This window comes from Novosphingopyxis baekryungensis DSM 16222 (assembly GCF_000420305.1).
In the GTDB taxonomy this organism is placed as follows: Bacteria; Pseudomonadota; Alphaproteobacteria; order Sphingomonadales; family Sphingomonadaceae; genus Novosphingopyxis; species Novosphingopyxis baekryungensis.
Genome location: NZ_ATUR01000009.1, coordinates 82,184 through 104,516 on the forward strand (window position 1 = coordinate 82,184; position 22,333 = coordinate 104,516).

Genomic DNA, 22,333 nt, shown 5'->3' on the forward strand with positions numbered 1-22,333 from the left:
CGGTTTCCGGCGAGGAGAAGGTGAAAAGCTGACATTCAGCAAACACCCAAATTGACGACCTTTACCGGGTAAAGGCTCCAAGAAAGCGAATGAACAGCCTAACCTAACGAAAGAAAATGCCCGCGGCACCATGCCGTGAAATATTCGAAAGATCGTTGGCCAGCGATGGACCGCGTGGCATCTAGTGATAGTCTTTGCTGGATTGCTCCTAGGATTGCCTGCCAATCTTTGCGCCCGGCGATGAGCCGTTCGAATATATGCCCTGCGCAGCGGCCTTGTTCGTGAGAGACTAGGGACGAACTCCACAACAATTCCATCGCGCTCAATGCCGCGAGCATATGTGAGGGCACGTCTGCATCGGCACCGCCGAGATATCTGGCGGCGGCCTGAAAGTGGCCGAAGGCCGGCTCGGGCCCCTTTTCTGCGATACCGGCCAAGGTTTGGCCGCTCAGCGAAACGTGACCGTGGCGCCATACAGCGAGCTTTGCTACGATCGAATATTCCTGCGTATCGGTGAGCAGCTCGTTCTCGGTCAGTACTTTGGTTGCTGTCTGCAGCCACGCACTTCGGGACACTCCGAACTCTTGCGCCAGCTGACGAAGATTGAGCTCGTCAGACAGGAGCGTTGCCACCTTCGCGCGGGATAGCAGGACGGGGTCGACTAAAAGAACCGCGTCGCGCGCGACAATGCCAAGTTCAGCGCCGGAGAAGTCTTCATCATCGACCGGGCAAATCTCGCAATGCTCCTGTATCAGCGAGATGCCCTCGTCGATCTTCTGCGCCATTATCCTGCTTTCCGCTGCGCTCTGCTCGGTTCGGACGTATTCACCGTCGATATAGCCGATCGAACCATGATCGTGATTGGTGGACATTGCGCTTTCGCTGCGCATCTGCAGAAATTCGTCAAAGCTCGATTGCGCGAGATAGAGAGTCCCATACCATTGTTGGAGGGCAGGGAGCATGCCGAACTGCATCGCTCGCCATGCCGAAAGTGTATCGAGAACAGCGCCTTTCCCCTCACCTTCCCGCACGATTTTCTCGGCTTGAACGCGCTCGCCGCCAATTCCGTGACAGGTTCTGATCTGTTTTCCACTTCCAGCGATGTGTTCGGCCATTCCCACGACGCTGCGCCTGTACATCGGCGCAAGCACGCAAACCGGGATCGGGTGCTCATCATAGAGGTCGAGCATGCCTCGGGCGTGGTCGGACGTATCCTTCGCCACGTCCAGGATCGGCGAGACGTCATTTCCCTTCATTTTGATCGTGAACATAGAGGTCTCTTCGGGAAACCGGTCGGCGTGGGTCGCCATGATGTCGTGCAGAAGCCAGATCGCTTTATGCTTCAGCTCCGCTACTTCATATTCACGGTCTGGTCCGATTGCCTGCGGAGAGCTGAAGCGGTCGCCAACTCTCTTGCCCATGACCAGCTTGGCCAGAGGATGCTCGAGCGCGAAGCACCTCGCTTCCGGGATATGCTCATCGGTGAGTATGCCCTCGACATCGTCGTCGCCATCGAGACCCCGTAGATGGAACCAGATGTTCTCCCGGGCTACCGGAACCTTGGCGATAGCGTCAGGCAAGTTCTGATCGAAAAAGATGAACCCGGGCCAGGCGACAGCGATTTCGCGAACGTCGCGGTTATGCGCAGCCAGTTCGAAGCCGAGTGCGAGCCCTCGTTCTGCATCGACGTCCTGCCTAAGGATCTGGGCGAGACGCAGGCGCTCCAGAACATGGCCGTCAAGCTGCGAGGGATCGAGATTCGCAACATGTCGTCCCGCAGCGCGCATGTCGTTGCGTCGATGCAAAACCCCGTGAAGCATGAGATGCGATCGCAAATCGGACGGGCGCGCCGCTATTGCCATTCGCGCATAGCGTTCGGCCTCCCGAAGTTCACCGCGGTTATATTGAGCCCCGGCAGCGAGACGCGCATATCCGTTTTGCTCGATGATGGCGTCGGGCAAAGAGCGGAAAAAGGCGCTGGTGCCCTGCGCGCGGTCGGCATTGGCATAGGCCATCGCCAACCAGCTGAGAGGCGGTGTATCGATGTCGGTTGCAATATAGCCGGCAAGCACATCGATGAGTTCGCCCCATTTGTCGGTCAGCTGGCACAAATTGGCGAACATGAGGCGATGCTCGTAGAGAATATCCCCTTGCGCCAGCGACCGGGCGATTCCGAAAACCTCCTCGAAGCGATCTGGCGATCTCAAACTCAGAAAGTCAGCCACCATGATGTGTACGGGAAGCGATGTCGGCCACGCACTGAGAAGCGCATCTGCATCGTCGTCGGTCGCTACCGGATCGTCGGACAAGAACTTTGCCCGAAATACCATCGTGTCGAACTGCTCGAGCAGCTCACCTTCCATGTCGTCGCGCCGCTCGGCGGTCGCGTATTCAAAAATCTTCTGCCATTCGCCGCTAGCCGACCAGATATTGAGCAGGAGAGAGGTTTTTTCCGCACTTTCTGGCAGGCCGAGGGCGTGTTCCTCGGCGTCCTCCATCTGCTCGCGATCAAGCGCCGCATGGGCTGCCACGGTCAGCACCCGGCGATCTGCCGGCGCGATTTGCAGGAGCTGGATCGCTACGTTCCTCGCGTCGGCGGGGCGCTGTAACGCGCGGTAAAGCGTCACCAGATTACATCCGCTAGTCAGGTATGGGTCCTGATGGGCGTTGTCGTAGATGTGGGTTTTATCCCAGAATTCGGTAAGCAGGCGTTCCGCAGTCTCCAAATCCTCGCGGCTTTCGGGATCGCGCAAGGGAGATTCGCGAAACTGCCCATCGCCGACCCGTTTCTCGAGCAACGCGTCTGCAGCTATCCGCCGAGCGTCTTTGTCATCCGGATCGTCTTTCCAAGTTTGCAGTGCTCTTTCGATAAACTCCTGCCGACGGTCTCGGTGACGCAGAAAATGACATTCGTAAACTCGGACCAGAGTCCGCTTCAGCAACCTGGTCGAAATTATCTCGTACGGGTCGACCTCATCGCCAAGAAACATGGCGGCTTGAAAAACAAAGCCTGCTGCATGTTCATCATCCGGGTTTTCCTCGAGGTGCGCCTTTGCAACGTCGAGCGAGTCCTCGAACCGGAGCAACAGCTGCAATCCCAAAATGCGATTGGTCGCGATCCGCTCGTCGTCAGGATAAATAGCATAAGCTTCAAGAAGGCATTCGCCTGCACGCTTGTCGTCACCCAATCTCTGATGGGCCAGACCGATGTTCGCGCGCACGCGCGCACGAACTCGGGGCTCGTCTGACGCCGTCAGCGCGTCCTGCAATTTGGTAAGCAGCTCAAATGCGGTTTTAACGCGGCCGTCATTGAGCATATCGCGATAGGAATCGATCTGCGTGTCCCAATGCGTGAGCAGTTGCTCGCCTTTCGCCGTGTCGCCTGCAAGATCCTGCAGCAGGGCGTGACTCTCATGTTGTATTGAAAGGCTCTGATCCAGCTTCGCATGCGAGCGCTCGGAATGCGCCAACTGCTCGTCGCCAATCTCGGCAAGTCTCTCGGTCATCGGACTGTGACCCGGATCGAACGCATCGAGCGCCTTCTGGTCTTCACCGATGCGATCTTGGAGCGTGTTCCAGCCCCAAATCTGGATATCGATGCAGCGCCCGGCCACCACCTGTTCCTGCGACAGTGTCGCTGCGATTTCGTCGTAGGTGATGTCGTCGTCTGCGGTCGTGACGATGAAAAATTCGGTAAGCGCGGGCGTAAATGCGAGTGCCTTTTTCAGTTCTGCACGCGCCTCGCCGTCCGTCAGCTTGCGATTGGTCGTGCGAAGTTTGCACTGAATGCCGACCGTCTGCTTTGCATCACGATTGCGCCGGCCAACGACATCAATGCCCTTCTGGTTTTTTCCGCTCTTGGCCACCCTCTTGGTGTTCGGATCGCCGAGGATGCCGCGAAAGAGAATGGCGACATTCTGTTCGAAAGTCGCGTCGTTCGCAGGCATTGAAATGACGCTTTGAGTGGTCATTGATCGCGCAGTGCTAGCGCGCGCAGCCAGGCATCGACCTGACCAAAAGCATCCTGTTGCCATTCATCGACGTTGCGGCCATCGAGCACGTCGGTTTCGGCAACGAAATTTCGCACCGATGTCGGACCATAACTTTCTAGGGTCTCGAATTTGGTGTCGATCAGTTTGAAGCCTGCGATGCCGCTCGCCTCATCCAGCAGGGGACGACAAGCCTCCGCAATTGCCGCTGCGCCGCCAGGATAGTTTCTGATTGCGTAGTAAACGTCGTAGGCGTCCTTCTCCTTCTTTCGGCCGTCGAGCGCGTGGCCTTTCATCGCCAAAAATGCGGGAATGGTGCACACTGCGATCCGGACGCGGTTGGTGCCGCCAGTTGGCATTCGCCCAGCGACTTCGACAATTTCGTTATAAGCGATTGCTAGGTCCGCTCCGTCGGCTTTCTGGACCGCGAAGCCCTCGATCAGGTTGGGTCCTTTCTTCGATACCACGGCATCGCGCGGCATCAGGAAGTCGACGATAACTTTGACCGGCTTTTCGCCATCGTCAAGATCGATCTCTCGCTGCAGTTGAAAACGCGCCAGCGCCGGTGATTGCTCGTAACCGTTTTCGAGTAAGGCATTGACGAGTAGGCTGTATTCGCCATCGCCCAATGCTTCGGGATCGAGGTTAAGATCGAGATCCTGCGTGCCGACGTGAGGCATGGCTTCCTGATCAAGCAGAAGCCAAGGCACCGATCCGCCGACAATGGTGAATTTGCCGCGATAACTGCCGAGGACCTGGCCAATCTCGACGATCACGGATCGTACCGCCGCAGTGGATCGGCTGTCGTAGTCGGCAGCGGATTTGGGCTCGCCCGGATTTACCATTGCAATGCTTCGGCGCGCAGATGTTCGGCCGCCTCTCTTCCTCGCTCACCGGCTATCGACAAATCTAGATAGGTTTGCACCGGGTCTGTGCTGACCAACCCATTTTCGAGGAGCATTGCGGTTTGAAAGACCTTTGGATCGTCCGGAATCAGAATATCGATGTTCGCCCCCTTGGAGGCGCTTTGGAGCTCTAGGCGAACTTGGAGCCGCGCAAGGCCACGCTCGTCGGCATAGAAATAGGTGCGACCTGTGCGCGCAAACGGCGCTATCCAGTCCGCGGCAGAGAAGGACGCGTAAAGCAGCTCAACGTCGGTCCTGCCCGTCATGACAGAGCGCACAGCGTCTTGTAGCTCTCTACCGTGAAGATGGGTGTAGAGCTGGACCCGTTCGCCTGACGGCGGCTCATACTCTTCTCTCCACATGTCGAGCAAAGCGTTCGGGTCCGACAGCCACACGCCCTCATCGGACTGCTCAGCCCATTCTCGCTGCCGGAGTTGTTGGCCGACTTGGCTGGCATGACCTGCACTCACGTCCGCCTGCTGCGCCAAATCGCCGATCCGCCATTGGTGCTTGGGATCTTTCAGCATTGTGTGCAGAACTGCTGCTGCCTTAGGCTTGAAGAGCGAGCGCAACACGCGCTGCTCAGTCTTCGGCTTCACATCCGTCCTATGGTCGATTTCGAGGCCGCCGACCGACAGGTAAGCATTGCCCGCGAAATCGATGTAGCCAATACCGCTTTCTCGGCATATTTGTCGCGATGCAGGGGAAATGTAAGGTGCGGCAAGCATCGTATATGCGTCTGCGCCATACGTCTCGGCAGCCGAGTGAAGCTGCCAAATCGCGTTTCGCACGCGAGCCGGTTCGGCGTTTGCCTTTACCTCCACTAGAAGTTTATGCCGGGATTTGCCGCGCCGGAACGATACGACGAGATCGATGCCCATGTCTGCGGACATAACTTCGTGCGCTACATTGATATCGCGGACGGAGTCCATTTGTTGGAGCAATGCTCGCAGTCGGTGCTCGGCCTGCTCCTCGTTCACTGTTTCGCGTGTATTCATCGAACGGTGAATACCACTATTGTAGTGAAATTCAAGGGCCCGCTCTAAAGATTTCGAAAGACCATCGCTAAACTTGGGGTGGAAGCAACGGCATTATGCATGGAGGCGTCTATTTCTGCTTTCGAGGACACCGCCGCCATCGCTGAATGTCTGACATTGGGCGCATAACGGAAGGACCGGATCTGGGCCGTAAGGGGTCAGTCCGCTCCCAGGTGCCGCGACGACCAAGGCCGACGTTCCGCAAACGACCCATAAGCGGCAATGATATCCGCTTCTGATCTGCCCCCCGAGAGGGGAGGATCGCTCGCAATCCGATAGAATGCCCAAAGGCGACAGTCTTGCCTGCCAGCCCGGTCTAGCACCGCCGCCAGATCGGGGACAGGTCGTGCCCCTAGGGAGTGGAGAGGCAGATGGTGGCGGATCGGCAGAAAATCGCAGCAGGCGCGCAGCAACCCGAAAAGTTCGATGTCATCATCGTCGGCGCGGGCATTTCCGGGATCGGCAGCGCGACCCTGCTGCGCAAGCATTGCCCGGATTTGAGCTTTGCCATTCTCGAAGCGCTTGAGGGTCACGGCGGCACATGGCTGATCCACAAATATCCCGGCACCCGGTCCGATAGCGACCTGTTCACCTTCGGCTACGGGTTCAAGCCTTGGACGGGTCAGCCGATCGCCTCGCGCGACCAGATCCTCGACTATCTCGGTGATGCGATCGCCGATGCTGACCTGGGACCCTTCATCCGCTACGGGCACAGCGTAACTTCCGCCGACTGGTCCAGCGAAACGGCCAGTTGGCGGCTCACGGTTGAACGCAAGGGCGCCGGCGATGTGGTGCAGATGGAAGCGAACTTCCTGTGGATGTGCCAGGGCTACTACCGGCACGAGAAAGGCTACACGCCCCAATGGCCGGGCATGGACAAGTTCAAGGGCCAGATCATCCACCCCCAGCACTGGCCAGAGGGTCTCAATCTGGCGGGTAAGAACGTAACTGTGATTGGTTCGGGTGCGACCGCGGCAACCCTGATCCCGGCGCTGGCCGACCGCTGCGCGCATGTGACCATGCTGCAACGCACGCCGACCTATTTTGCCGCTGGTCGCAATGTTGACGCGCTGGCCGAGGAACTGCGCAGGCTGGATGTGGACCCTGCCTGGGTTCACGAGATCATGCGCCGCAAGGTGGTGCGCGACCGCGCCGATCTGCTCGACCGCGCGCAATCATCCCCTGAAAAGCTCAAGGCGATGCTGATCGGCGGGGTTCAGGCGCTGCTCCCGGAAGGGTTCGATGTCGAACGGCATTTCACCCCCCCCTATCGCCCGATGCAGCAGCGCGTGGCATTTGTGCCGGATGGCGATCTGTTCAAGGCCATTGCTGCAGGCAAGGCTTCGGTCGTGACAGATACGATCAGCATCTTCGACGAGACCGGGATTGTGCTTGATTCGGGCGATCGCATCGATGCCGATGTGGTGATCACCGCAACCGGGTTCGAGATGGCGGTGATGGGCGATATCCCGTTCAGAATCGACGGCGCGCCGGTCAATTTCGCGCAGACCGTGACCTACCGCGGAATCATGTTCACCGGCATTCCCAACATGGCCTGGGTCTATGGCTATGGCCATTACAGCTGGACCTTGCGCGCCGATCTCGTGGCTAGCTTCGTGTGCCGGCTGCTCGATCACATGCACAAAAGCGGCGCTAGCAGCGTGATGCCGGTGCTCAGGCCCGAAAACCAAGGCATGGAACTGAAGCCGTGGGTCGATACCGATTACCTCAACCCCGGCTATCTGCTTCGCAGCCTCGACCGGCTGCCCCGGCGCGGGGACACGCCTGAATGGCAGCACAGTCAGGACTATTTCTACGAGAGCGAGGCGATACCCGCGATTGATCTGAACGATCCGGTGTTCGCCTACAGCTATCGGCCAGTGCAGCGCGAAGCTGCCGGCATGGGACACCATGAAACGATGAGGAAGGCAGGATGATGAACATGAAAGGCGGCGTGGCCGTGGTTACCGGCGGGGCTTCGGGCCTTGGCAAGGCAATGGCCGAGGAGGCTGCGCGGCGCGGCATGAAGGTGGTGATCGCCGATGTCGAGGCTGGAGCGATGGAGCAGGCCGTTGCTGACCTGCGTGCAGGCGGCGCCGAGGCGATCGGCGTGCTGACCGATGTGACCAGCGCGTCGTCGGTCGAGGCACTGGCGGTCGCGACCGAACGGCATTTCGGACCGGCAAACCTGCTGTTCAACAATGCCGGTGTCGCATCGGGCGGGCCGATCTGGGAAAGCACCGAAAAGGACTGGAAGTGGCTGTTCGGCGTAAATGTCGATGGCGTCGCCAATGGGGTGCGCAGCTTTACCCCACGCATGCTTGCGGCAGCAGCTGCCGATGCGGCCTATCAGGGCTGCATCGTCAACACCGCGTCCATGGCCGGGCTGGTGACCGCGCCGGGGATGGGCATCTACAGCGTTTCCAAGCACGCGGTGCTGGCTTTGTCCGAATGCCTCTACCATGACCTCGATCTGGTGGGGCCGCAGGTGCGGGCGGCGGTGCTGTGTCCGTTCTATGTGACCACCAATATCAGCCAGTGCTACCGCAACCGACCCGCCGATCTGGTCAATGACAGCGGGCCGACCCGCTCGCAGCTGGCCACGCAGGCGATCTCCGCCAACGATCTCGCAAGCGGCACGCTGACGCCCGAAGAGGTGGCTGCGATCACTTTCAATGCGATCGAGGAAGATCGGTTCTATATCTATCCCAGCCCCGAGCAGCTGCCGATTGTAAGAAGCCGACTCGATCATCTGGGGAACGGCACCAATCCCGACATCCCTTACGACGACATTCCGATGTTCAAGGCGCGGCGGGACAGTCTCAAAGAAGCGCTAGCGGGGTGAGCGGGTCCGCGCTCTTGCTGTGTGCGCCGCTTGTTGTAACCACATGGCCCTTGCTTCAACGATTTGACGGCGCGGAGGGTGTGCTTGGCCGAACCGGGAAAACTGGACGAGGAGCTCGATGCCCTACTGCGCCGTCATGCGCGGCAGCGCATGCTAGCGCGAGGCGAGGCGCTTTACGGGCGCGGCTCGCCGCCCGATGCGCTGTTCTGCGTCGAGCGCGGAATCATTCGCCTGAGTGTCACCAGCCCTGCCGGGCGTGAAGCCGTGCTGGGTCTGGTGACGCCAGGGCATTGGTTCGGCGAGGCATCGCTGTTTACCTGCGAACCGCGCGGCAATGATGCGGTGGCCGCCGTTGACAGCACCGTGCTGATGGTCCCCGCTGCCACCCTGCACGCCTTGATCGACGACCGCTCCGATTATCTACGGCAGTTCCTCGCCATGATGGGCCAGCGTTACAAGGCGGTGCTGAGCCGGATGGACGACACTGTGCTGCTGCCGTTGCCTGCGCGCTTGGCACGGATCATCGTGCAGATGATCGATGCGGGCGGCAAGGCGGGCAATCCCCTGACCGTTCAATTCTCGCAGGAAGAGGGCGCCCACATGCTCGGGGCGTCGCGGCAAAGCGTCAATCGGGTGCTCAAGGAGTGGGAGGCAGCCGGCATTGTGCGCCTGAGCTATCGCAAGCTTACCCTGGCCGATCTCGAGGCCATACGGCGGCTTTGCCGGGCGTGAGCGGCACGGCGAGAGGTGGCAGATCGAGAGGGGGCAAGCCAGCCAAAGCGGCTCGCAATGAATTTAGGAAAGCCGCCATTCGCCTACCCACCCCATTGCAGCCAACCGCACCTTTCGAGGCGCAACCCGAAAGCGGTCGACCAGGTGAGGTCGACCGCCCGAAGGTGTCAGATTTCCGTGCGCTCCGCCAGTAGTAGTGCGTCTTCGACATCGACCCCAAGATAGCGAACGGTGTTCTCGATCTTGGTGTGACCTAGAAGTATCTGAATTGCGCGGATGTTGCCCGTAGCGCGGTAAATCATCGCGGCCTTCGTCCGTCGAAGCGAGTGCGTTCCGTATTCAGACTTCCGAAGACCAATCGCAGTCACCCATTCATCAACCAAGCGGGCATACTGGCGCGTGCTCATGTGTCCGGCATGATCAACCCTGCTTGGGAAAAGGTAATCGCCCGTCGAACCGCCCCGTCGTTCCAGCCAGGCTAGTAACGTCGCACGCACATCGGCGGTGAGTTCGAACTGCACTGGTCGATTGGTCTTTTGTTGAATGACGATCGCGCGATTGCGGATGTCAGCACCAGCGACCACATCGCCAATCTTGATCTTCACCAGATCGCATCCGCGCAACTTGCTATCGATGGCGAGATCGAAGAGCGCCTTGTCTCTCAGTCGGCCTTCGCGATCGAGGTGAAAGCGGATCGCCCATATCTGTTTTTGCGTTAGCGGGCGCTTGGTTCCGACGTTTTTGCCAGCGTTCCATGCCACGCGTCTCTGCATGGCAGGATCAAATCTTGAGTATCCCATTGTCTTTTCTCCTAGGCCATCATTGGCCAAGGGAAGAGCATCCGAAGAAGGTAAAGATCTGGGCCGATTGCCGAACGGCCGAAATTGAAGCCCGAGAGGCCGAAAGCAGACGTCCAAGCTTATGAAGCCAAACGGGGCGATAATCGCTTGAATACCTGTGATACTCATCGTGCACGACAAGGCGCGTCACGTACGGACTTTCATCCAAAATCCCTTGCCACGAAATTCCTTCCTTCCGTGGGAAAAAACTTTTATGTATGGATTCGACGGTTTTACGTAGGGAGTATGTTGGTGGATCAAGAGTTCAAAGAAGCATGGGCTTGGATCATAAAGGCCGGATGGAAGGGCCTTTGCCCTCGTTGCGGTAAAGGACATATGTTCAGTTCATGGCTAAAGGTAACCGACAAGTGCGAAATATGCGGCCTCGACTATCGCTTCGCATCGCCTGATGACGGACCGGCGTTTTTCTCCCTGTGCGTCGTTGCCTTCGCTCTTCTCTTCGTCATCGTCTGGCTCCAGGTTGCGATAGGCCTGCCGATTGGACTGCTTTTCATCATCGCTATTCCCCTAATGGCAGTCGGTTGCATATTGCCGCTACGGCCCATCAAGGGCTGGCTTGTAGCCTCTCAATTTGTCAACAAGGCCATCGAAGCTGGTACCGAGCAGCTGTGGACCGATATGCATGATCGAGAGGACGAAGCTGGAAATGGCCGCTTGGATCCCTGACCTCGGCGCAGCAGAAGGCCCCAAATATCTCGCGCTCGCGGACGCACTGACAGCTTCTATCAGGGCAGGTGAACTGGAGCCTGGCACACGGCTGCTGCCTCAGCGCGAAATGGCACGCCAACTCAGTATGGATCTGACGACGGTATCACGGGCATTCAAAATTGCCCGTCAGCGCGGGTTGATCGACGGTCGCGGCAAAGCGGGAAGCTTTGTGCGTGATGGTGCTTCATATTCCATAGATGCGGCAGTGCAGGTCGATACGGGATTGAACACACCTCCAGTCCCAGCGGGCGGCTCAATTCAAAATGCAATGAAGAAGGCGTTCGGGCAGGCTCTTGATCAAAGTGCAGGCTCGCTACTCCAATATCAGCCCGCTGTTGGAGATCAGGGTATTTGCCGAGCCGGAGCCGACCTTGCGGTTCGGCTCGGTCTCTCCCCGGGATCACATCAGATCGTTCTGACATCCGGTGGGCAGAACGCATTGCTGGCGGTGTCGCGCACTGTGCTCTCTCCCGGTGACAAAGTCGCATGCGGCGAATTCATTTATCCTGGTTTTCGCGCTATTGCATCCCGTTTGGGGATCAAACTTGTTCCGCTGCCTGAGATGAATGCAGCTGCACTTGATCATGCTTGCACAGAGAACAAGATTACCGCCCTTTACGTGGTCCCAACAAACGATAATCCTACGGCCGCTACTATACCCGTCTATGAAAGAGAGAAAATTGCGGAGGTCGCCCTTCGCCATAACTTGCAGATTATCGAGGACGATGCCTACGGGCTGTTGCCAAAACGTTTCTTGCCAGCGATTTCAAGCCTCATGCCGCAGCGATCTTGGCATATTCTCAGCACCTCGAAAACTATTTCGCCTGCTCTTAGAATTGCTTTTGTCAGCGCACCGAGCGTCGCCGACGCGATAAGGCTGAGGGGGGAAGTACATGATATTGCGGTAATGCCGCCTCCGCTGAATGCAGCTATGGTTGCACTGTGGCTACGCGATGGAACTTTTGACACATTGCTATCTGCTGTTCGGACGGAGGCCGAACGGCGCTCACAACTAGCAGCAAATATCTTAAGTGGTTACTCCATGGGGCGCCATCCCCAAGGTTATCATATCTGGCTGCAACTGCCAGAAGGAGCGTCTGCTTCGTACCTTTCGCAGAAGCTCGCTGCCGCAGGCGTTGGGGCAATTCCTTCAGATCGGTTTGCGGTCAGGAAGACGGACATTCAAGCGCTCAGGGTGTCGCTGGGCGGCGTCACACCGCAAGCGACCGTTACGGCTGCGCTAAAGCAATTGGCTGGCCATCTAGCTTTGAACGCCGTGCAGCAGCCAGACGTTGTCTAAGGTGTTCAAGATTATGATCCTAGGATGGGTTGTGACGTGACCCTCGGGCTTTCCTCAGCCGCTTGAGCTTTGCGTTCTCGCTCTCAAAAGCTCGCAAACGACGAGCCTTGGAGATCCCCAGCCCCACATACTTAGACTTCCCGCTTTAGGTCGTTGCTTCCGACACTACGTGCCGACGAGCCAGATTAGTGGTCTGCGCTACCGCCTCGACCACTTCCAGAACGCCAATAGTTTGCTCTTCCGTAATCTCGCTCTCTTCATCTCGCCCGCCCTTCCGTTAGGGCCGGGCTCCAATGGGGATTGAAGTAAAACTAGGGGGTTACCTCAACTGTCATGAACGACCGCTTTTGATCGATACTTGGTATTGCTTCAACGTCCGAAGTTAGGGCGCAAAGCGGAAAGGCGGAAACTGGGCCGGAAGGAGAATGGCTCGTTCGGGTCATTAAACGCGATTAGCTGCCGTTCCTTCAATGCTAAATTATTAAGCCTGACGTCGTATCAATGCGGTGCAATCCCAATTCGGGTTGTCATTTTTTGTCGACGTTGCGCTAAGGATTGACGACCGATGGAACGACAATTCTATATTTTGTCAATATCGATCAGTTCCAGCAGCGCATCGCCCGCCTTGCTACGGTAGCGCTCCTTATGGCGCAGCCCGTAAAAGAGACGCGGATCGAGCTTGAACGGCAGACGGTGCAGTTTTCCGGAGGCCAGCAACGGCCCAGCGACGAGCGTCGAGATGACGGTATAGCCTGCACCCGCCGCAGTCGCCGAGCGCACCGCCTCATTAGACGGTAAAGTCAGCGCCACATTGAGATCGGCGATCGTCATACCGCGCGCCTTCAACGAAGCTTCGAACGTCGATCTTGTTCCCGAACCCTCTTCCCGCAGCACCCACGTCGCCGCGCTTAGCCATTTTGCGTTGATAGGCTCGTCCGTGGGCGCGGCACCGACCAGTGCCAGTTCGTCATGCCCAACCGTCCAGCGTGCCAGCGCAGGATCGTCGATCAAGCCTTCGACGAAGCCCAGTTCGGCGCTGCCCTCGTGGACCTGCTCGGCGGCCTGATCGCTGTTACCGATTGCCATCTGGACAATGATGCCAGGATAACGTTTGTGGAACCGCGCGAGCAAAGGCGGCAGCCAATAGCCCGCGATCGTCTGACTGGCGACCAGCGAGAGGCTGCCGCGTTCCAGCCCGCCATATTCTGCTAGCGTCCGCTCCGCGCTTGCCGCCCGGCCCAGCACCGCGCGCGCCTCGCTCAGGAACAGCCGTCCGGCTTCCGTCAGTTCGATGCGGCGACCGACCCGGTGGAACAGCGCCACGCCATGCCGTTCCTCCAGCGTCTTGATCGCCGCGCTGACCGCGGACTGGGTGATATTCAGTGCCTCGGCCGCGCGGGTCATATGCTCGCGCTCCGCAACGCCGACAAAGATCCGCAACTGATCGAGCGTCATGGGCCAGCGTTCTGTGTAGCGTCGTCTGGGGCAGTCGATTCTATAAGAGACATATTTTCGCCAGCCTTGGTTCTGGCGCTCAGTGCGGTCAGATAAGCCACGATCGCAGGCACGTCGGCTTCGGCGACCGGTGCACCAAAGATGTTCCTCATTTTCTCGACCTCCTTGTGCCATTCGTCCGATGACAATGGCGGCTGGTATAACGCCATCGATGCCGAGTGACAGGCCGTGCAATTGGCGTTCATTGCATCGACATTGGGACCATCCGGGTAGGTCGCCGCATCGTCCGGGAGATCGACGCTGACCGAGGCAAGAATTAGGCCAGGTCCTGAGACCATGCTCGGTTCGTCGGGCGTGCTTTGCGTATCCGCTGGCGCGGGTGGCTTGTGACTGCCTGGCGCTCCGATCGCAATCAGCGAAAAAATCAGAACCGCGAATATGCTGGCGAACATTTGTGAAGGACTGGGGGCTTTCATTTCATTCACTCCCTCAGGCCGCGTTGATTGTAATGGTTTCAGCGCCTGCCCGGCGATAGCCGCCCGGGTTCCAGTTTTGCGCCATCGGTTGAGTTTCGCCAGCGCTGTTAGTGCAGCGCACCGTCAGTGGCACCTTACCGCCATGGGGCAGCTTGGCTGAAATTTGCCACCTACGAAAACTATAACGCCCTTCGTCTGGACTCAACTCTGTAGGATACCAATGGCGTCCGCCATCCGGCGAAATATCGACCTTTGCCACGCCCCTGGTGCCCCCCATCGCTATTCCGCGAATGGGAACGACATCGGCCAGACGCACGCTCGCCCCTTCGGAAAGATTGGTGATCCAGGCCCGCGGCACCATCGTGCTGATCGGGACCGTAGAATAGCCGGTCTGACCCGGCGTCACGTCAGCCCAGCGGTTATCGGGGAGCTTGTAAGCCTTCGCCATCCAGAAATTCTCGTCCGCATGGTCGAGCACTTCGATATCGCTGAGCATCTTCACCCAATAGGTGGAAAACCAGCCAGGAACGATCAGGCGCAAAGGAAAGCCATTGAGCAGCGGCAGTGCCTCGCCGTTCATTGCGAACGCCAACATCACCTCACCGTCGCGCGCATGATCGATCGCCAGCGATTTCTTGAAATCCGGGCCTGTCGGCACAACCGGTTCGTCCATGCCGGAAAAGCGCACTTGCCGGGCGCCTGCCTTTACGCCTGCCTTGTCCAACACGTCGCGCAGTCGCACGCCCATCCATTTGGCGTTGCCCATCGCGCCATGGCCCCACTCGCCGCCCGGAACCGGCGGCTGGAAGAAGCCGCGTGAATTGCCGGAGCACTGGTTCACTGCCGCAATTTCCACGCGAGGCAAATCGTTGAGTAGCGCGGCAAGAGATATGGATAGGGGGCGCTCGACCGCGCCATGAACCTTAAGCCTGAACTGATCGACATCGACGCTCGGTGGGATCACCGCCCAATGCCATCGCACGAAGAAGCGATCATTGGGCGTGAACACGCTGCCGTCGAACACCTCCATGGGCGTTTCGAGCAAGGGCGGACGATTGCGCTGCAGGATCATCGGGCCCTTTTGCGGAAAGGCCGCAGTCATTTCGCGCATCGAAGGGCTGCCCGGCAGGCCCAGATTGGCAAGCGCCTGCGCAAGCGCCGGGGTGGCAAAGGCGGTGATCCCGCCGAGCGCCGACGCCTGCAGGACCCGGCGACGACTGGTGGATGCACTAAGCGGATCATTCATATTAGGTCTCCTCTTGCCGCACAGATTGCGCGCCTGACTTTGATCGGTCCAACCGATTTTGAATACCATTTCAATAAGCAGTGGTGATGAGTTCCAAATCTGTGGTCCTCGCCAGGATAACAAGCAAACCAGATTGGAATGACCATAAACATGCGTTGGAATTGATTGATTGGCATCGCGATAATGGCTGCAGGAACGAGGCCTACTTGTTCCGCAGCCAATGGGAGGCCGTCATGGTAACCGCATTCAAACTCGATGTCGAACGCCCAATTGTAAGGACTCCTTTGGCGCCGCCGCTGCGGATCATGCAGCAAACAGATCCCTACGCGCCGCTCGAACGCCATGAAACCAATGTTGGCGCGACAGGCCTTCATCCCGCTGTGCTGGTCATGACGGCGGGCGGCTATGCCGCCATGCTTGCAAGTTTTTGGGCTATGTTCGCCCGCGATCTGTCCGCCATTTTCGTGCTCTGCGCAATCACCGGCCTCATGCTGGTCTATTTCACCCTGTTGTTCGGCGGCATCCTTCTTGCTGATGCTCCGACACCAGGATCACAGCGTAGCTTTCCAGCCTTTCTGAGGGGTCAAGTCGATACGCTGACCGGTTTGGTCGAAGGACGCGAAGCGCTGCTGATGATTGCCGGGCCGCCTGCAGTGCTGGCGGTAATGGCCGCCGCAATCGGCCTTATCGCCAATCTCTCGCTCGCTTGAACAACTACCTCACTCGCACGACCCGAAAGTTCATCAATATGAGCCATTCCGCCATGACCCAGTCCGTTCTGGACCGCCTTCCCGACAAACCTTCCATGCCAGGCATTCTGCCCGGGCTGCTCCTCTGTATTGCGGTCACCGCAATTGCATTCGCCTTTGCTCAGCTGGAAGAAAGGTTGTTCGGCACTGCGTGGCTGGAGCCGCTGGTGCTGGCGATCATCATCGGCACCGCGATCCGCACCGCCTGGACGCCGTCCGCGCGCTGGTTTCCAGGGATCGATTTCAGCGCCAAGCTGTTGCTCGAGATCGCGGTGGTGCTGCTGGGCGCGTCGGTCAGTGCGGCGACCATATTGGCGGCCGGGCCTGCGCTTCTGGTAGGGATCGCTGGCGTCGTCGTGCTGGCGATCGGCGCGAGCTTCACCATCGGACGATTGCTGGGTCTGTCCAAGCGTATGGCTACCTTGATCGCATGCGGCAATTCGATCTGCGGCAATTCGGCGATCGCGGCGGTGGCACCGGTGATCGGCGCGGACAGCGACGATATCGCCGCATCGATCGCCTTTACCGCGGTGCTCGGTGTGGTGGTGGTGCTTGGGCTACCGCTGATCGGCTTTGGCCTTGCAATGAGCGGGCTGCAATATGGCGCGCTCGCCGGGCTGACCGTCTATGCGGTGCCGCAAGTGATCGCTGCCGCAGCGCCGCTCGGGACGGCGGCGGTCCAATATGGCACGCTGGTCAAGCTGGTGCGGGTGCTGATGCTCGGCCCAGTCTGCCTGATATTGTCGCTGCTGGCCCCGCTTATGCGCGAAGAAACTGACGAGCCTGCTCCGCATGTGACGGCGGGGGACCGGCCCAAGGCAGGCAGGCCGCCGATCCACCACCTTATTCCCTGGTTCATCGTCGGCTTTCTCGGCATGGTAGGCGCTCGCTCGCTGGGCGCAATCCCGGAGACGGCGCTGGCACCGGCCGCGACCGCGGCTACGCTGCTCACGGTAATATCGATGGCGGCGCTCGGCCTTGGCGTGGACGTGCGCACGGTGGCCAAAGCAGGCGGGCGGGTGACCGCGGCAGTCGTTCTGTCGCTACTCGTGCTCGGCTCCATCAGCTTTGCGCTGATCCGGCTGCTGGGTCTCGTGTGAAACCATCTGAGACGGGCACACGCGATTGGAATGGCCGACTCTGAGGAGTTCTCCTCGCACACTGAGTCGCCAACTTGAAGGCGCGAAGTTCCGTCAGCTATCTGAACGAACGGCTGCTTTTAGGATTACATTGCGACCGCTCGAATGACCGAAATTAGGGCGCTTAGCTGCCATCGGTGCCAGTCTGGACGGACGATAGTTTTCGGGGAAAGATTGAACTCACCGGAACGACCGAGGTTGGGGCGCTAGCCCGCTGGTTTCTAAGTCGGTTTAACGTCCAATCATAAGAGGCTGAGGGCTAAAGTGTGGGTAAAGATTTGCAGCGCGGCACAAACAACATTACATTTCAGTGTCTTAGGAAATAGTAGCAGCGGACACCCGCTCCGCCATCTTTCAGTCCGTATTGATCCATATCTATCCGCAGACCCGCGCAGACCTTGACGTTTTCGCGGTTTTCGATTTGATTGTGATCCACCCGGTTCCGCCCCAATCCATGTCGATTGGGGGTAGATCGGAGGTATAGAAACAATCGGTTTGGGGGTGGCGGATGCTGACGGACAGACAAGTGCGGACGGCCAAGCCGCGCGACAAGGCTTACAAACTGGCCGATCGGAACAGCCTGTTCCTGCATGTGAGCGCCGAGGGCGCATAAGAGCTTCCGCTATAAATACCAATTCGACGGCAAGGAGCAGTTGCTGGTCATTGGTGCATTTCCGGACGTAGGACTGGGCGATGCGCGCGAGGCGATGGAAAGTGCGCGCAAGCTACTGAAGGAAGGGCGCAACCCGAAGCACGGCGTCGCCAAGAAGCGGCTGCTGGGTGACATGAGTTCGGACTATAGCTTCGAGACGATCGCGCGCCGCTGGTATGCGCAGCAGGTCGACGTGTGGAAGCCGGTACACGCGCAGGATGTAATGCGGAGCATGGAGCGCGATCTGTTCCCCCATCTGGGACATCTGCCGCTGGAGGACATCGATACGCAACTGCTGCTGGCGGTGCTTTAAAAAGTGCAGGACCGCGGCGCGATCGAGAGCGCGCACCGGCTGAAGCAGCGTGTGCGATCTGTATATAGGTTTGCCAGAGGCATGGGGATCAAATGCGAGAACCCTGCCATCAATGTCGGCGAGGCGATGAAAAAGGTGCCTAAAGCCAAGCGCTATCCGACTCTCACCGATGTGAACGATATTCGCCGTTTCCTCGCAATCATTGACGATGCAGGCGCATCGCCTGTTACTCGCCTGTTACTCGCCTGTTACTCGGCTGGCCTCACGCTTCCTCGCGTTGGTTGCGCAGCGCCCTGGAATGGTTCGCCATGCTGAATGGGTCGACATCCAAGGCATCGATTTCGCAACATTCGATAGCGACAGCAGCGAAGCTACCTGGGTTGTGCCTGCGGAAAAGATGAAGCTCGAAGCAGACCAACGGCAGGACGATGACTATGATCACCTAGTGCCGCTCAGCCAAGCAGCCGTGGAAACACTCCGGGCGGTTCATCGCCTGAGCGGCAACTGCCCTATATCTTTCCAGCGATCACCTCCGGCCTGCAGCCCCTAAGCGAGAACGTGGTTGGCTACCTATACAACCGCGAGGGCTACAAAGGCCGCCACGTCCCGCATGGCTGGCGCTCCAGCTTCTCCACTATCATGAACGAAGCCATCGGCGCGGAGCTTGGTCAGGACATTCGCGTGATCGGTGACCGCCTGATTATCGATCTAATGTTGGCGCATGTGCCTGCGGGCATGTTTGAGAGCGAGTTTCGCTACAACCGGGCCAAATACATGCCGCGGCGCCGGGAGCTGGCAGAGGAATGGGCAAAATTGATTATGGAAGGCGCTATCGAACCCAATGCAATTATCCTGAGCCCACGCCGGAAAAGAAGGACTTAGGGGCGGCTGTCTTTTCTCTGCTCTACCCATTGATCTATCTCGCGTTCCGACCACAGGGCTTTGCCGCCATCGCCTACCCGTTTTGGGAAATGGCCGTCCGACATCATCGCGTAGATTTTGGATCGACCGAATCCGGAAAGCTCTTTGACCTTTTCCAATCCGATCAGACGATCTTGAGGGTTGGACCGGATCAGCTGTACGCCTGAGCCATTTGCTATTGGAGACGGCGCCCCAACGAATTGCTCATTCTGCTTATGTTGCTCACGCTGCGTGAGTGCATAACGAGGATCGAAATTACACCGCAGCTGATAATCGGACAATGTGTCGTCGGTTGGTAAGCTCATCAAAAGCTGCTCGAAATGTTGCTTGTCGACGAAGATATGGTGCGTCGGCTCAGCATCGCTGTCAGCCCAGTGTTCGAGATTCAGTGCTCCTGTTGCGAAGCGCGCCAGGCAGTTGTCTAGCTCCCACATGCATGCCGGCATGGGAACAACTTCTCCGCCGCCAAAGGGACGTGTGAATGATGTCATCACCCCCGACAGAAAATCGTCGATGAAATACCGGCTCTGAAGCGCTACCAGATCTTTCAGACAATCGTTCTCGGCGTCGTCGGACGGCACGGCGAATATCGAGGATAGTTCATACGGCTCGATCTCAAGCCGAAAACGCACCACATTTGCGAACGCTTCAACCAGAGAGATGCGGCCAGTGGAAGCAAGGTCTAGCCTGCCGTCATAAACTGACCAGTAATCAATCGCGGAGGACGTTTCGGTTATCACAGGAGCGGTGATATCTGTACGAGCTTCTCATAGCGTTAACGGCAGCTTCGCGCCCCAGTTTCTGACGTTCCGCCGATAACAGCGCGGTGCTGAAAGCTGCCGTTCGTGCGAGAAAGATCCCGCGGCAAATTTGCGTTTCAACTCAGGTCATTCAGCCAGCAACAGTCCGTAAGTCGCCGCAACGCGGGGGTGTTTACTGCACACGAACCGGCGAATCGCCGAGTTCGCGCGCTGCGACAAGGTGGAGTGTCCTTGTTTCTGCCAGATCGCGCTCGGTAAATCATTCATGCCCGGCAACCCGGATCGACTTGCCCAGCAGCGCTTGCACATAGATACGCTGGACGAGCGCATAGACGATCACCGTCAGCGGTGCCGCCAGCAGCACCCCCAGCAATCCGAACAGCAGCCCGGCCGCGACCACTGCGAACAACAGCACAGCAGGCGGGACATCGACCGCGTGCTTCTGGATCATCGGCTGCAGGAAATTGCCTTGGAGCTGCTGAACCAGCAGGAACAGCCCGACCGTCCACAGCGCAGTGGCTGGGGATACGGTAAACGCGAGCAGAACCGCCGGCACGCCAGCAATAACGGGTCCAATCATCGGGATCACGTCCAGCAGCCCCGCGATCAGCCCCAGCCCGCCTGACGCAGGCACGTCGAGAATGGCCAGTCCCGCCCAACTCAATGCTGCAACCACCAGCGAAGACACCGCTTGGCCCACCATCCATCCGCGTAATCCCCGCGACGCATCATCCAGCGCCGTCGCTGCAACCTCTTCCGCGCGGTGGGGCATCAGCAACAGCAATCCGCGACGATACACAGAGGGATCGCTCGCGAAGAAGATCGCGCCTACGAAAACAAGAATAAAATTTGCCAGCGCGCTGCCCGCGCTGAGCACATAGCCCCCCAACTGTCCGGCGTAGCGCGACAGGTCCCCGCTGCCCTGGTCAATCAGGCCGCGCACCGAATCGTCCAGCCCTAGACGATCGAGAAATTCCCGCAGCTGTTCGATCGCGGGCGGAATGCTTTCCCTGATCGTATCGAACTCGCCTGCCATTTGTGTTCCAAACAGGCCGAACGCGCCGACAAAAACGGTGAGCAGCAGAAGGACCGCCAAGGTCAAGGACGGCCCACGGTTCAGACCGGTAGCCTTCATGATCGCGCGTGTAATTGCATCGAAGACGGCCGCCAGCACCAGCGCGGAGAACACGAGCAGCAGGAAATGGCTGAGTTCGATCACCAGCCATGCGACGCCCACAATGGCAACAATCGCGACCGTAATGGCCGCAATATGTCCAATGCTGTAGCGACGATCCATGTGCGGTTTGGTGGGTTGGGTCATGGTGTCCGCGGGTCCTGCTTAACGGATGAAATTGAGCCTATCCTCCCCGCGTTTAACGTTTGCTTCGCCAGATTGCGAGAGCTGTTCAGAACATGCGAAAGCCCGCTGTTTTTTCGATCTCACTGCAGCTGATAGGGGGCTTTTCCTTGGGTTCAACTGGGCAGCATTTGCGACATATTTTTGGCTCTCGTCGGTTCGAGGCAATGGAGTCGTTCACGCGGTGGCCTCATGAACGAACGGTCATTTTTGGCGAAGTGTGAGGTTGCCTAACCGCAAGAGCTTAGTTTTGCAGATATTGGCAAAGCCAAACCAGTGCCTCCATTTGAGAGCGGCCACCTAACCTGCCACTCCGCGACCGGACCAGTTTCTGCCTGTCCCTAAAGCGCCCTAATGTCAGTCATAGATGGGCGCCGAAACAACTCCCGATAGCAGACAGTCGGCTCTTTGGCGCCAGACGGCGATCGGGTGGACGCGGATACCATCAACTGGGACATTCACTCCAGCATCTCATGAGTGACCCCGAGCAGGATTTCATTGACCGGAGCTCGCGACCGACAATTATGTGAAGCGGACTCAACCGGTAAGTGTGCAGGAAGGCGACTGTCCCCCGTCAGCGCCAATGGCACAGATTTGAGGTTGTGATTTAAGGAGGATTTGGGCTTCGTCGTAGTGACGAAGGAGCGAAGATGAAGCCCAAATCCTCGAAGTCCAAATTGCCTGCCGAGCAGGTGGTGAAAGACATCCGCCGCAAGACCCGTCGGCATTTTTCCGCTGAAGACAAGATCAGGATTGTGCTCGACGGCCTGCGCGGTGATGACTCCATTGCCGAACTGTGCCGTCGCGAAGGCATCGCCCAGAGCCTGTATTACACCTGGTCCAAGGAGTTCATGGAGGCTGGCAAACGCCGCCTGGCTGGTGACACTG

Annotated in this window: 20 protein-coding genes and 1 pseudogene; 11 read left to right on the top strand and 10 right to left on the bottom strand. The window is 58.5% G+C overall.

Translation table 11 applies throughout. The annotated features are described in order from the left end of the window. Positions 1–98: 98 nt before the first annotated feature. Genes G410_RS0114340 through G410_RS0114350 form a run of 3 tightly spaced genes read right to left on the bottom strand, consistent with a single transcriptional unit; the run spans position 99 to position 5,892 of the window. The gene (locus G410_RS0114340) at positions 99–3,971 is read right to left on the bottom strand and encodes a PIN domain-containing protein (protein ID WP_022674357.1); all 3,873 of its coding nucleotides are present in this window, start codon (positions 3,969–3,971) and stop codon (positions 99–101) included. Next, positions 3,968–4,834 (bottom strand): hypothetical protein, encoded by an 867-nt coding sequence (locus tag G410_RS0114345; RefSeq protein WP_022674358.1) that lies wholly within the window; start codon positions 4,832–4,834, stop codon positions 3,968–3,970. Before G410_RS0114345 ends, G410_RS0114340 begins: the two co-directional genes overlap by 4 nt. After that, positions 4,828–5,892 (bottom strand): type IV toxin-antitoxin system AbiEi family antitoxin, encoded by a 1,065-nt coding sequence (locus tag G410_RS0114350; protein ID WP_022674359.1) that lies wholly within the window; start codon positions 5,890–5,892, stop codon positions 4,828–4,830. Before G410_RS0114350 ends, G410_RS0114345 begins: the two co-directional genes overlap by 7 nt. Before the next feature lie 410 nt (positions 5,893–6,302). On the opposite strand from G410_RS0114350, the gene G410_RS0114355 reads away from it, so the two are divergent. The 3 genes from G410_RS0114355 (at position 6,303) to G410_RS0114365 (ending at position 9,508) form a co-directional block, all read left to right on the top strand. After that, positions 6,303–7,868, top strand: coding sequence for a flavin-containing monooxygenase (locus G410_RS0114355; RefSeq protein WP_022674360.1), 1,566 nt, complete (start codon positions 6,303–6,305; stop codon positions 7,866–7,868). Continuing rightward, positions 7,865–8,776 (top strand): SDR family oxidoreductase, encoded by a 912-nt coding sequence (locus tag G410_RS0114360; protein WP_022674361.1) that lies wholly within the window; start codon positions 7,865–7,867, stop codon positions 8,774–8,776. Before G410_RS0114355 ends, G410_RS0114360 begins: the two co-directional genes overlap by 4 nt. 78 nt (positions 8,777–8,854) lie before the next feature. Continuing rightward, positions 8,855–9,508 carry a Crp/Fnr family transcriptional regulator gene (locus G410_RS0114365; RefSeq protein WP_022674362.1) on the top strand — a complete coding sequence of 218 codons (654 nt, stop codon included), beginning with the start codon at positions 8,855–8,857 and terminating at the stop codon, positions 9,506–9,508. Between the two features lie 167 nt (positions 9,509–9,675). On the opposite strand, the gene G410_RS0114370 is transcribed toward G410_RS0114365, so the two are convergent. Continuing rightward, positions 9,676–10,308 carry a tyrosine-type recombinase/integrase gene (locus G410_RS0114370; RefSeq protein WP_028971522.1) on the bottom strand — a complete coding sequence of 211 codons (633 nt, stop codon included), beginning with the start codon at positions 10,306–10,308 and terminating at the stop codon, positions 9,676–9,678. Positions 10,309–10,599: 291 nt separating this feature from the next. Here G410_RS0114370 and G410_RS0114375 point away from each other — a divergent pair, with 291 nt between their 5' ends. Further along, entirely contained in the window at positions 10,600–11,034 is a 435-nt protein-coding gene (locus G410_RS0114375) for a DUF983 domain-containing protein (RefSeq protein WP_245559376.1), read from the top strand. Beyond that, positions 10,991–12,376, top strand: a complete 1,386-nt coding sequence (locus G410_RS0114380; protein WP_028971524.1) for an aminotransferase-like domain-containing protein — start codon at positions 10,991–10,993, stop codon at positions 12,374–12,376. Before G410_RS0114375 ends, G410_RS0114380 begins: the two co-directional genes overlap by 44 nt. 55 nt (positions 12,377–12,431) lie before the next feature. Here the strand turns inward: G410_RS0114380 and G410_RS18345 are convergent. The 4 genes and pseudogenes from G410_RS18345 to G410_RS0114395 all read right to left on the bottom strand — a co-directional run. Beyond that, positions 12,432–12,623: pseudogene (locus G410_RS18345) on the bottom strand (transposase); the annotation flags it as partial. A 332-nt stretch (positions 12,624–12,955) separates the two neighbouring features. After that, positions 12,956–13,831, bottom strand: a complete 876-nt coding sequence (locus tag G410_RS0114385) for a LysR substrate-binding domain-containing protein (RefSeq protein WP_022674366.1) — start codon at positions 13,829–13,831, stop codon at positions 12,956–12,958. Next, the gene (locus G410_RS17005) at positions 13,828–14,307 is read right to left on the bottom strand and encodes a hypothetical protein (RefSeq protein ID WP_022674367.1); all 480 of its coding nucleotides are present in this window, start codon (positions 14,305–14,307) and stop codon (positions 13,828–13,830) included. The genes G410_RS0114385 and G410_RS17005 overlap by 4 nt, the downstream gene beginning before the upstream one ends. 13 nt (positions 14,308–14,320) lie before the next feature. Continuing rightward, a complete protein-coding gene (locus G410_RS0114395) occupies positions 14,321–15,553 on the bottom strand; it encodes a molybdopterin-dependent oxidoreductase (protein WP_022674368.1) in 1,233 nt (410 codons plus the stop codon). An 86-nt stretch (positions 15,554–15,639) separates the two neighbouring features. Between G410_RS0114395 and G410_RS0114400 the strand changes: the two genes are divergently transcribed. The 5 genes from G410_RS0114400 to G410_RS17540 all read left to right on the top strand — a co-directional run bounded on the left by G410_RS0114400 (position 15,640) and on the right by G410_RS17540 (position 19,288). Beyond that, positions 15,640–16,263, top strand: a complete 624-nt coding sequence (locus G410_RS0114400; protein WP_156851978.1) for a hypothetical protein — start codon at positions 15,640–15,642, stop codon at positions 16,261–16,263. A 38-nt stretch (positions 16,264–16,301) separates the two neighbouring features. Beyond that, entirely contained in the window at positions 16,302–17,402 is a 1,101-nt protein-coding gene (locus G410_RS0114405) for a YeiH family protein (RefSeq protein WP_084489266.1), read from the top strand. A 692-nt stretch (positions 17,403–18,094) separates the two neighbouring features. Continuing rightward, a complete protein-coding gene (locus G410_RS17530; RefSeq protein WP_028971526.1) occupies positions 18,095–18,406 on the top strand; it encodes a phage integrase central domain-containing protein in 312 nt (103 codons plus the stop codon). 81 nt (positions 18,407–18,487) lie between these two features. After that, the gene (locus tag G410_RS18160; RefSeq protein WP_162604104.1) at positions 18,488–18,721 is read left to right on the top strand and encodes a hypothetical protein; all 234 of its coding nucleotides are present in this window, start codon (positions 18,488–18,490) and stop codon (positions 18,719–18,721) included. A 324-nt stretch (positions 18,722–19,045) separates the two neighbouring features. Beyond that, complete coding sequence (locus G410_RS17540; RefSeq protein WP_028971528.1) at positions 19,046–19,288, top strand: site-specific integrase; 243 nt, start codon at positions 19,046–19,048, stop codon at positions 19,286–19,288. Here the strand turns inward: G410_RS17540 and G410_RS18350 are convergent. Both G410_RS18350 and G410_RS0114435 read right to left on the bottom strand, forming a co-directional pair. Further along, the gene (locus tag G410_RS18350; protein ID WP_051137322.1) at positions 19,285–20,067 is read right to left on the bottom strand and encodes a helix-turn-helix transcriptional regulator; all 783 of its coding nucleotides are present in this window, start codon (positions 20,065–20,067) and stop codon (positions 19,285–19,287) included. The genes G410_RS17540 and G410_RS18350 overlap by 4 nt on opposite strands. Positions 20,068–20,347: 280 nt before the next feature. Continuing rightward, positions 20,348–21,409: an AI-2E family transporter gene (locus tag G410_RS0114435; protein WP_022674372.1), complete on the bottom strand. Its 1,062-nt coding sequence runs from the start codon at positions 21,407–21,409 to the stop codon at positions 20,348–20,350. A 686-nt stretch (positions 21,410–22,095) separates the two neighbouring features. On the opposite strand from G410_RS0114435, the gene G410_RS0114440 reads away from it, so the two are divergent. Next, positions 22,096–22,333 (top strand): transposase (locus tag G410_RS0114440; protein WP_022674373.1); only part of this gene is annotated, 238 nt, incomplete at its 3' end.

What these genes read in the sequence shown, in the direction of transcription:
- G410_RS0114405 (WP_084489266.1), top strand. Translation starts at nt 16,302, where the DNA reads ATGAGCCATTCCGCCATGACCCAGTCCGTTCTGGACCGCCTTCCCGAC.
- G410_RS0114355 (WP_022674360.1), top strand. Translation starts at nt 6,303, where the DNA reads ATGGTGGCGGATCGGCAGAAAATCGCAGCAGGCGCGCAGCAACCCGAA.
- G410_RS18160 (WP_162604104.1), top strand. Translation starts at nt 18,488, where the DNA reads ATGGGGATCAAATGCGAGAACCCTGCCATCAATGTCGGCGAGGCGATG.
- G410_RS0114385 (WP_022674366.1), bottom strand. Translation starts at nt 13,831, where the DNA reads ATGACGCTCGATCAGTTGCGGATCTTTGTCGGCGTTGCGGAGCGCGAG.
- G410_RS0114340 (WP_022674357.1), bottom strand. Translation starts at nt 3,971, where the DNA reads ATGACCACTCAAAGCGTCATTTCAATGCCTGCGAACGACGCGACTTTC.
- G410_RS0114400 (WP_156851978.1), top strand. Translation starts at nt 15,640, where the DNA reads ATGAGTTCCAAATCTGTGGTCCTCGCCAGGATAACAAGCAAACCAGAT.
- G410_RS17005 (WP_022674367.1), bottom strand. Translation starts at nt 14,307, where the DNA reads ATGAAAGCCCCCAGTCCTTCACAAATGTTCGCCAGCATATTCGCGGTT.
- G410_RS0114350 (WP_022674359.1), bottom strand. Translation starts at nt 5,892, where the DNA reads ATGAATACACGCGAAACAGTGAACGAGGAGCAGGCCGAGCACCGACTG.
- G410_RS0114435 (WP_022674372.1), bottom strand. Translation starts at nt 21,409, where the DNA reads ATGACCCAACCCACCAAACCGCACATGGATCGTCGCTACAGCATTGGA.
- G410_RS0114395 (WP_022674368.1), bottom strand. Translation starts at nt 15,553, where the DNA reads ATGAATGATCCGCTTAGTGCATCCACCAGTCGTCGCCGGGTCCTGCAG.
- G410_RS0114345 (WP_022674358.1), bottom strand. Translation starts at nt 4,834, where the DNA reads ATGGTAAATCCGGGCGAGCCCAAATCCGCTGCCGACTACGACAGCCGA.
- G410_RS0114360 (WP_022674361.1), top strand. Translation starts at nt 7,865, where the DNA reads ATGATGAACATGAAAGGCGGCGTGGCCGTGGTTACCGGCGGGGCTTCG.
- G410_RS0114380 (WP_028971524.1), top strand. Translation starts at nt 10,991, where the DNA reads ATGATCGAGAGGACGAAGCTGGAAATGGCCGCTTGGATCCCTGACCTC.
- G410_RS0114370 (WP_028971522.1), bottom strand. Translation starts at nt 10,308, where the DNA reads ATGGGATACTCAAGATTTGATCCTGCCATGCAGAGACGCGTGGCATGG.
- G410_RS17540 (WP_028971528.1), top strand. Translation starts at nt 19,046, where the DNA reads ATGAACGAAGCCATCGGCGCGGAGCTTGGTCAGGACATTCGCGTGATC.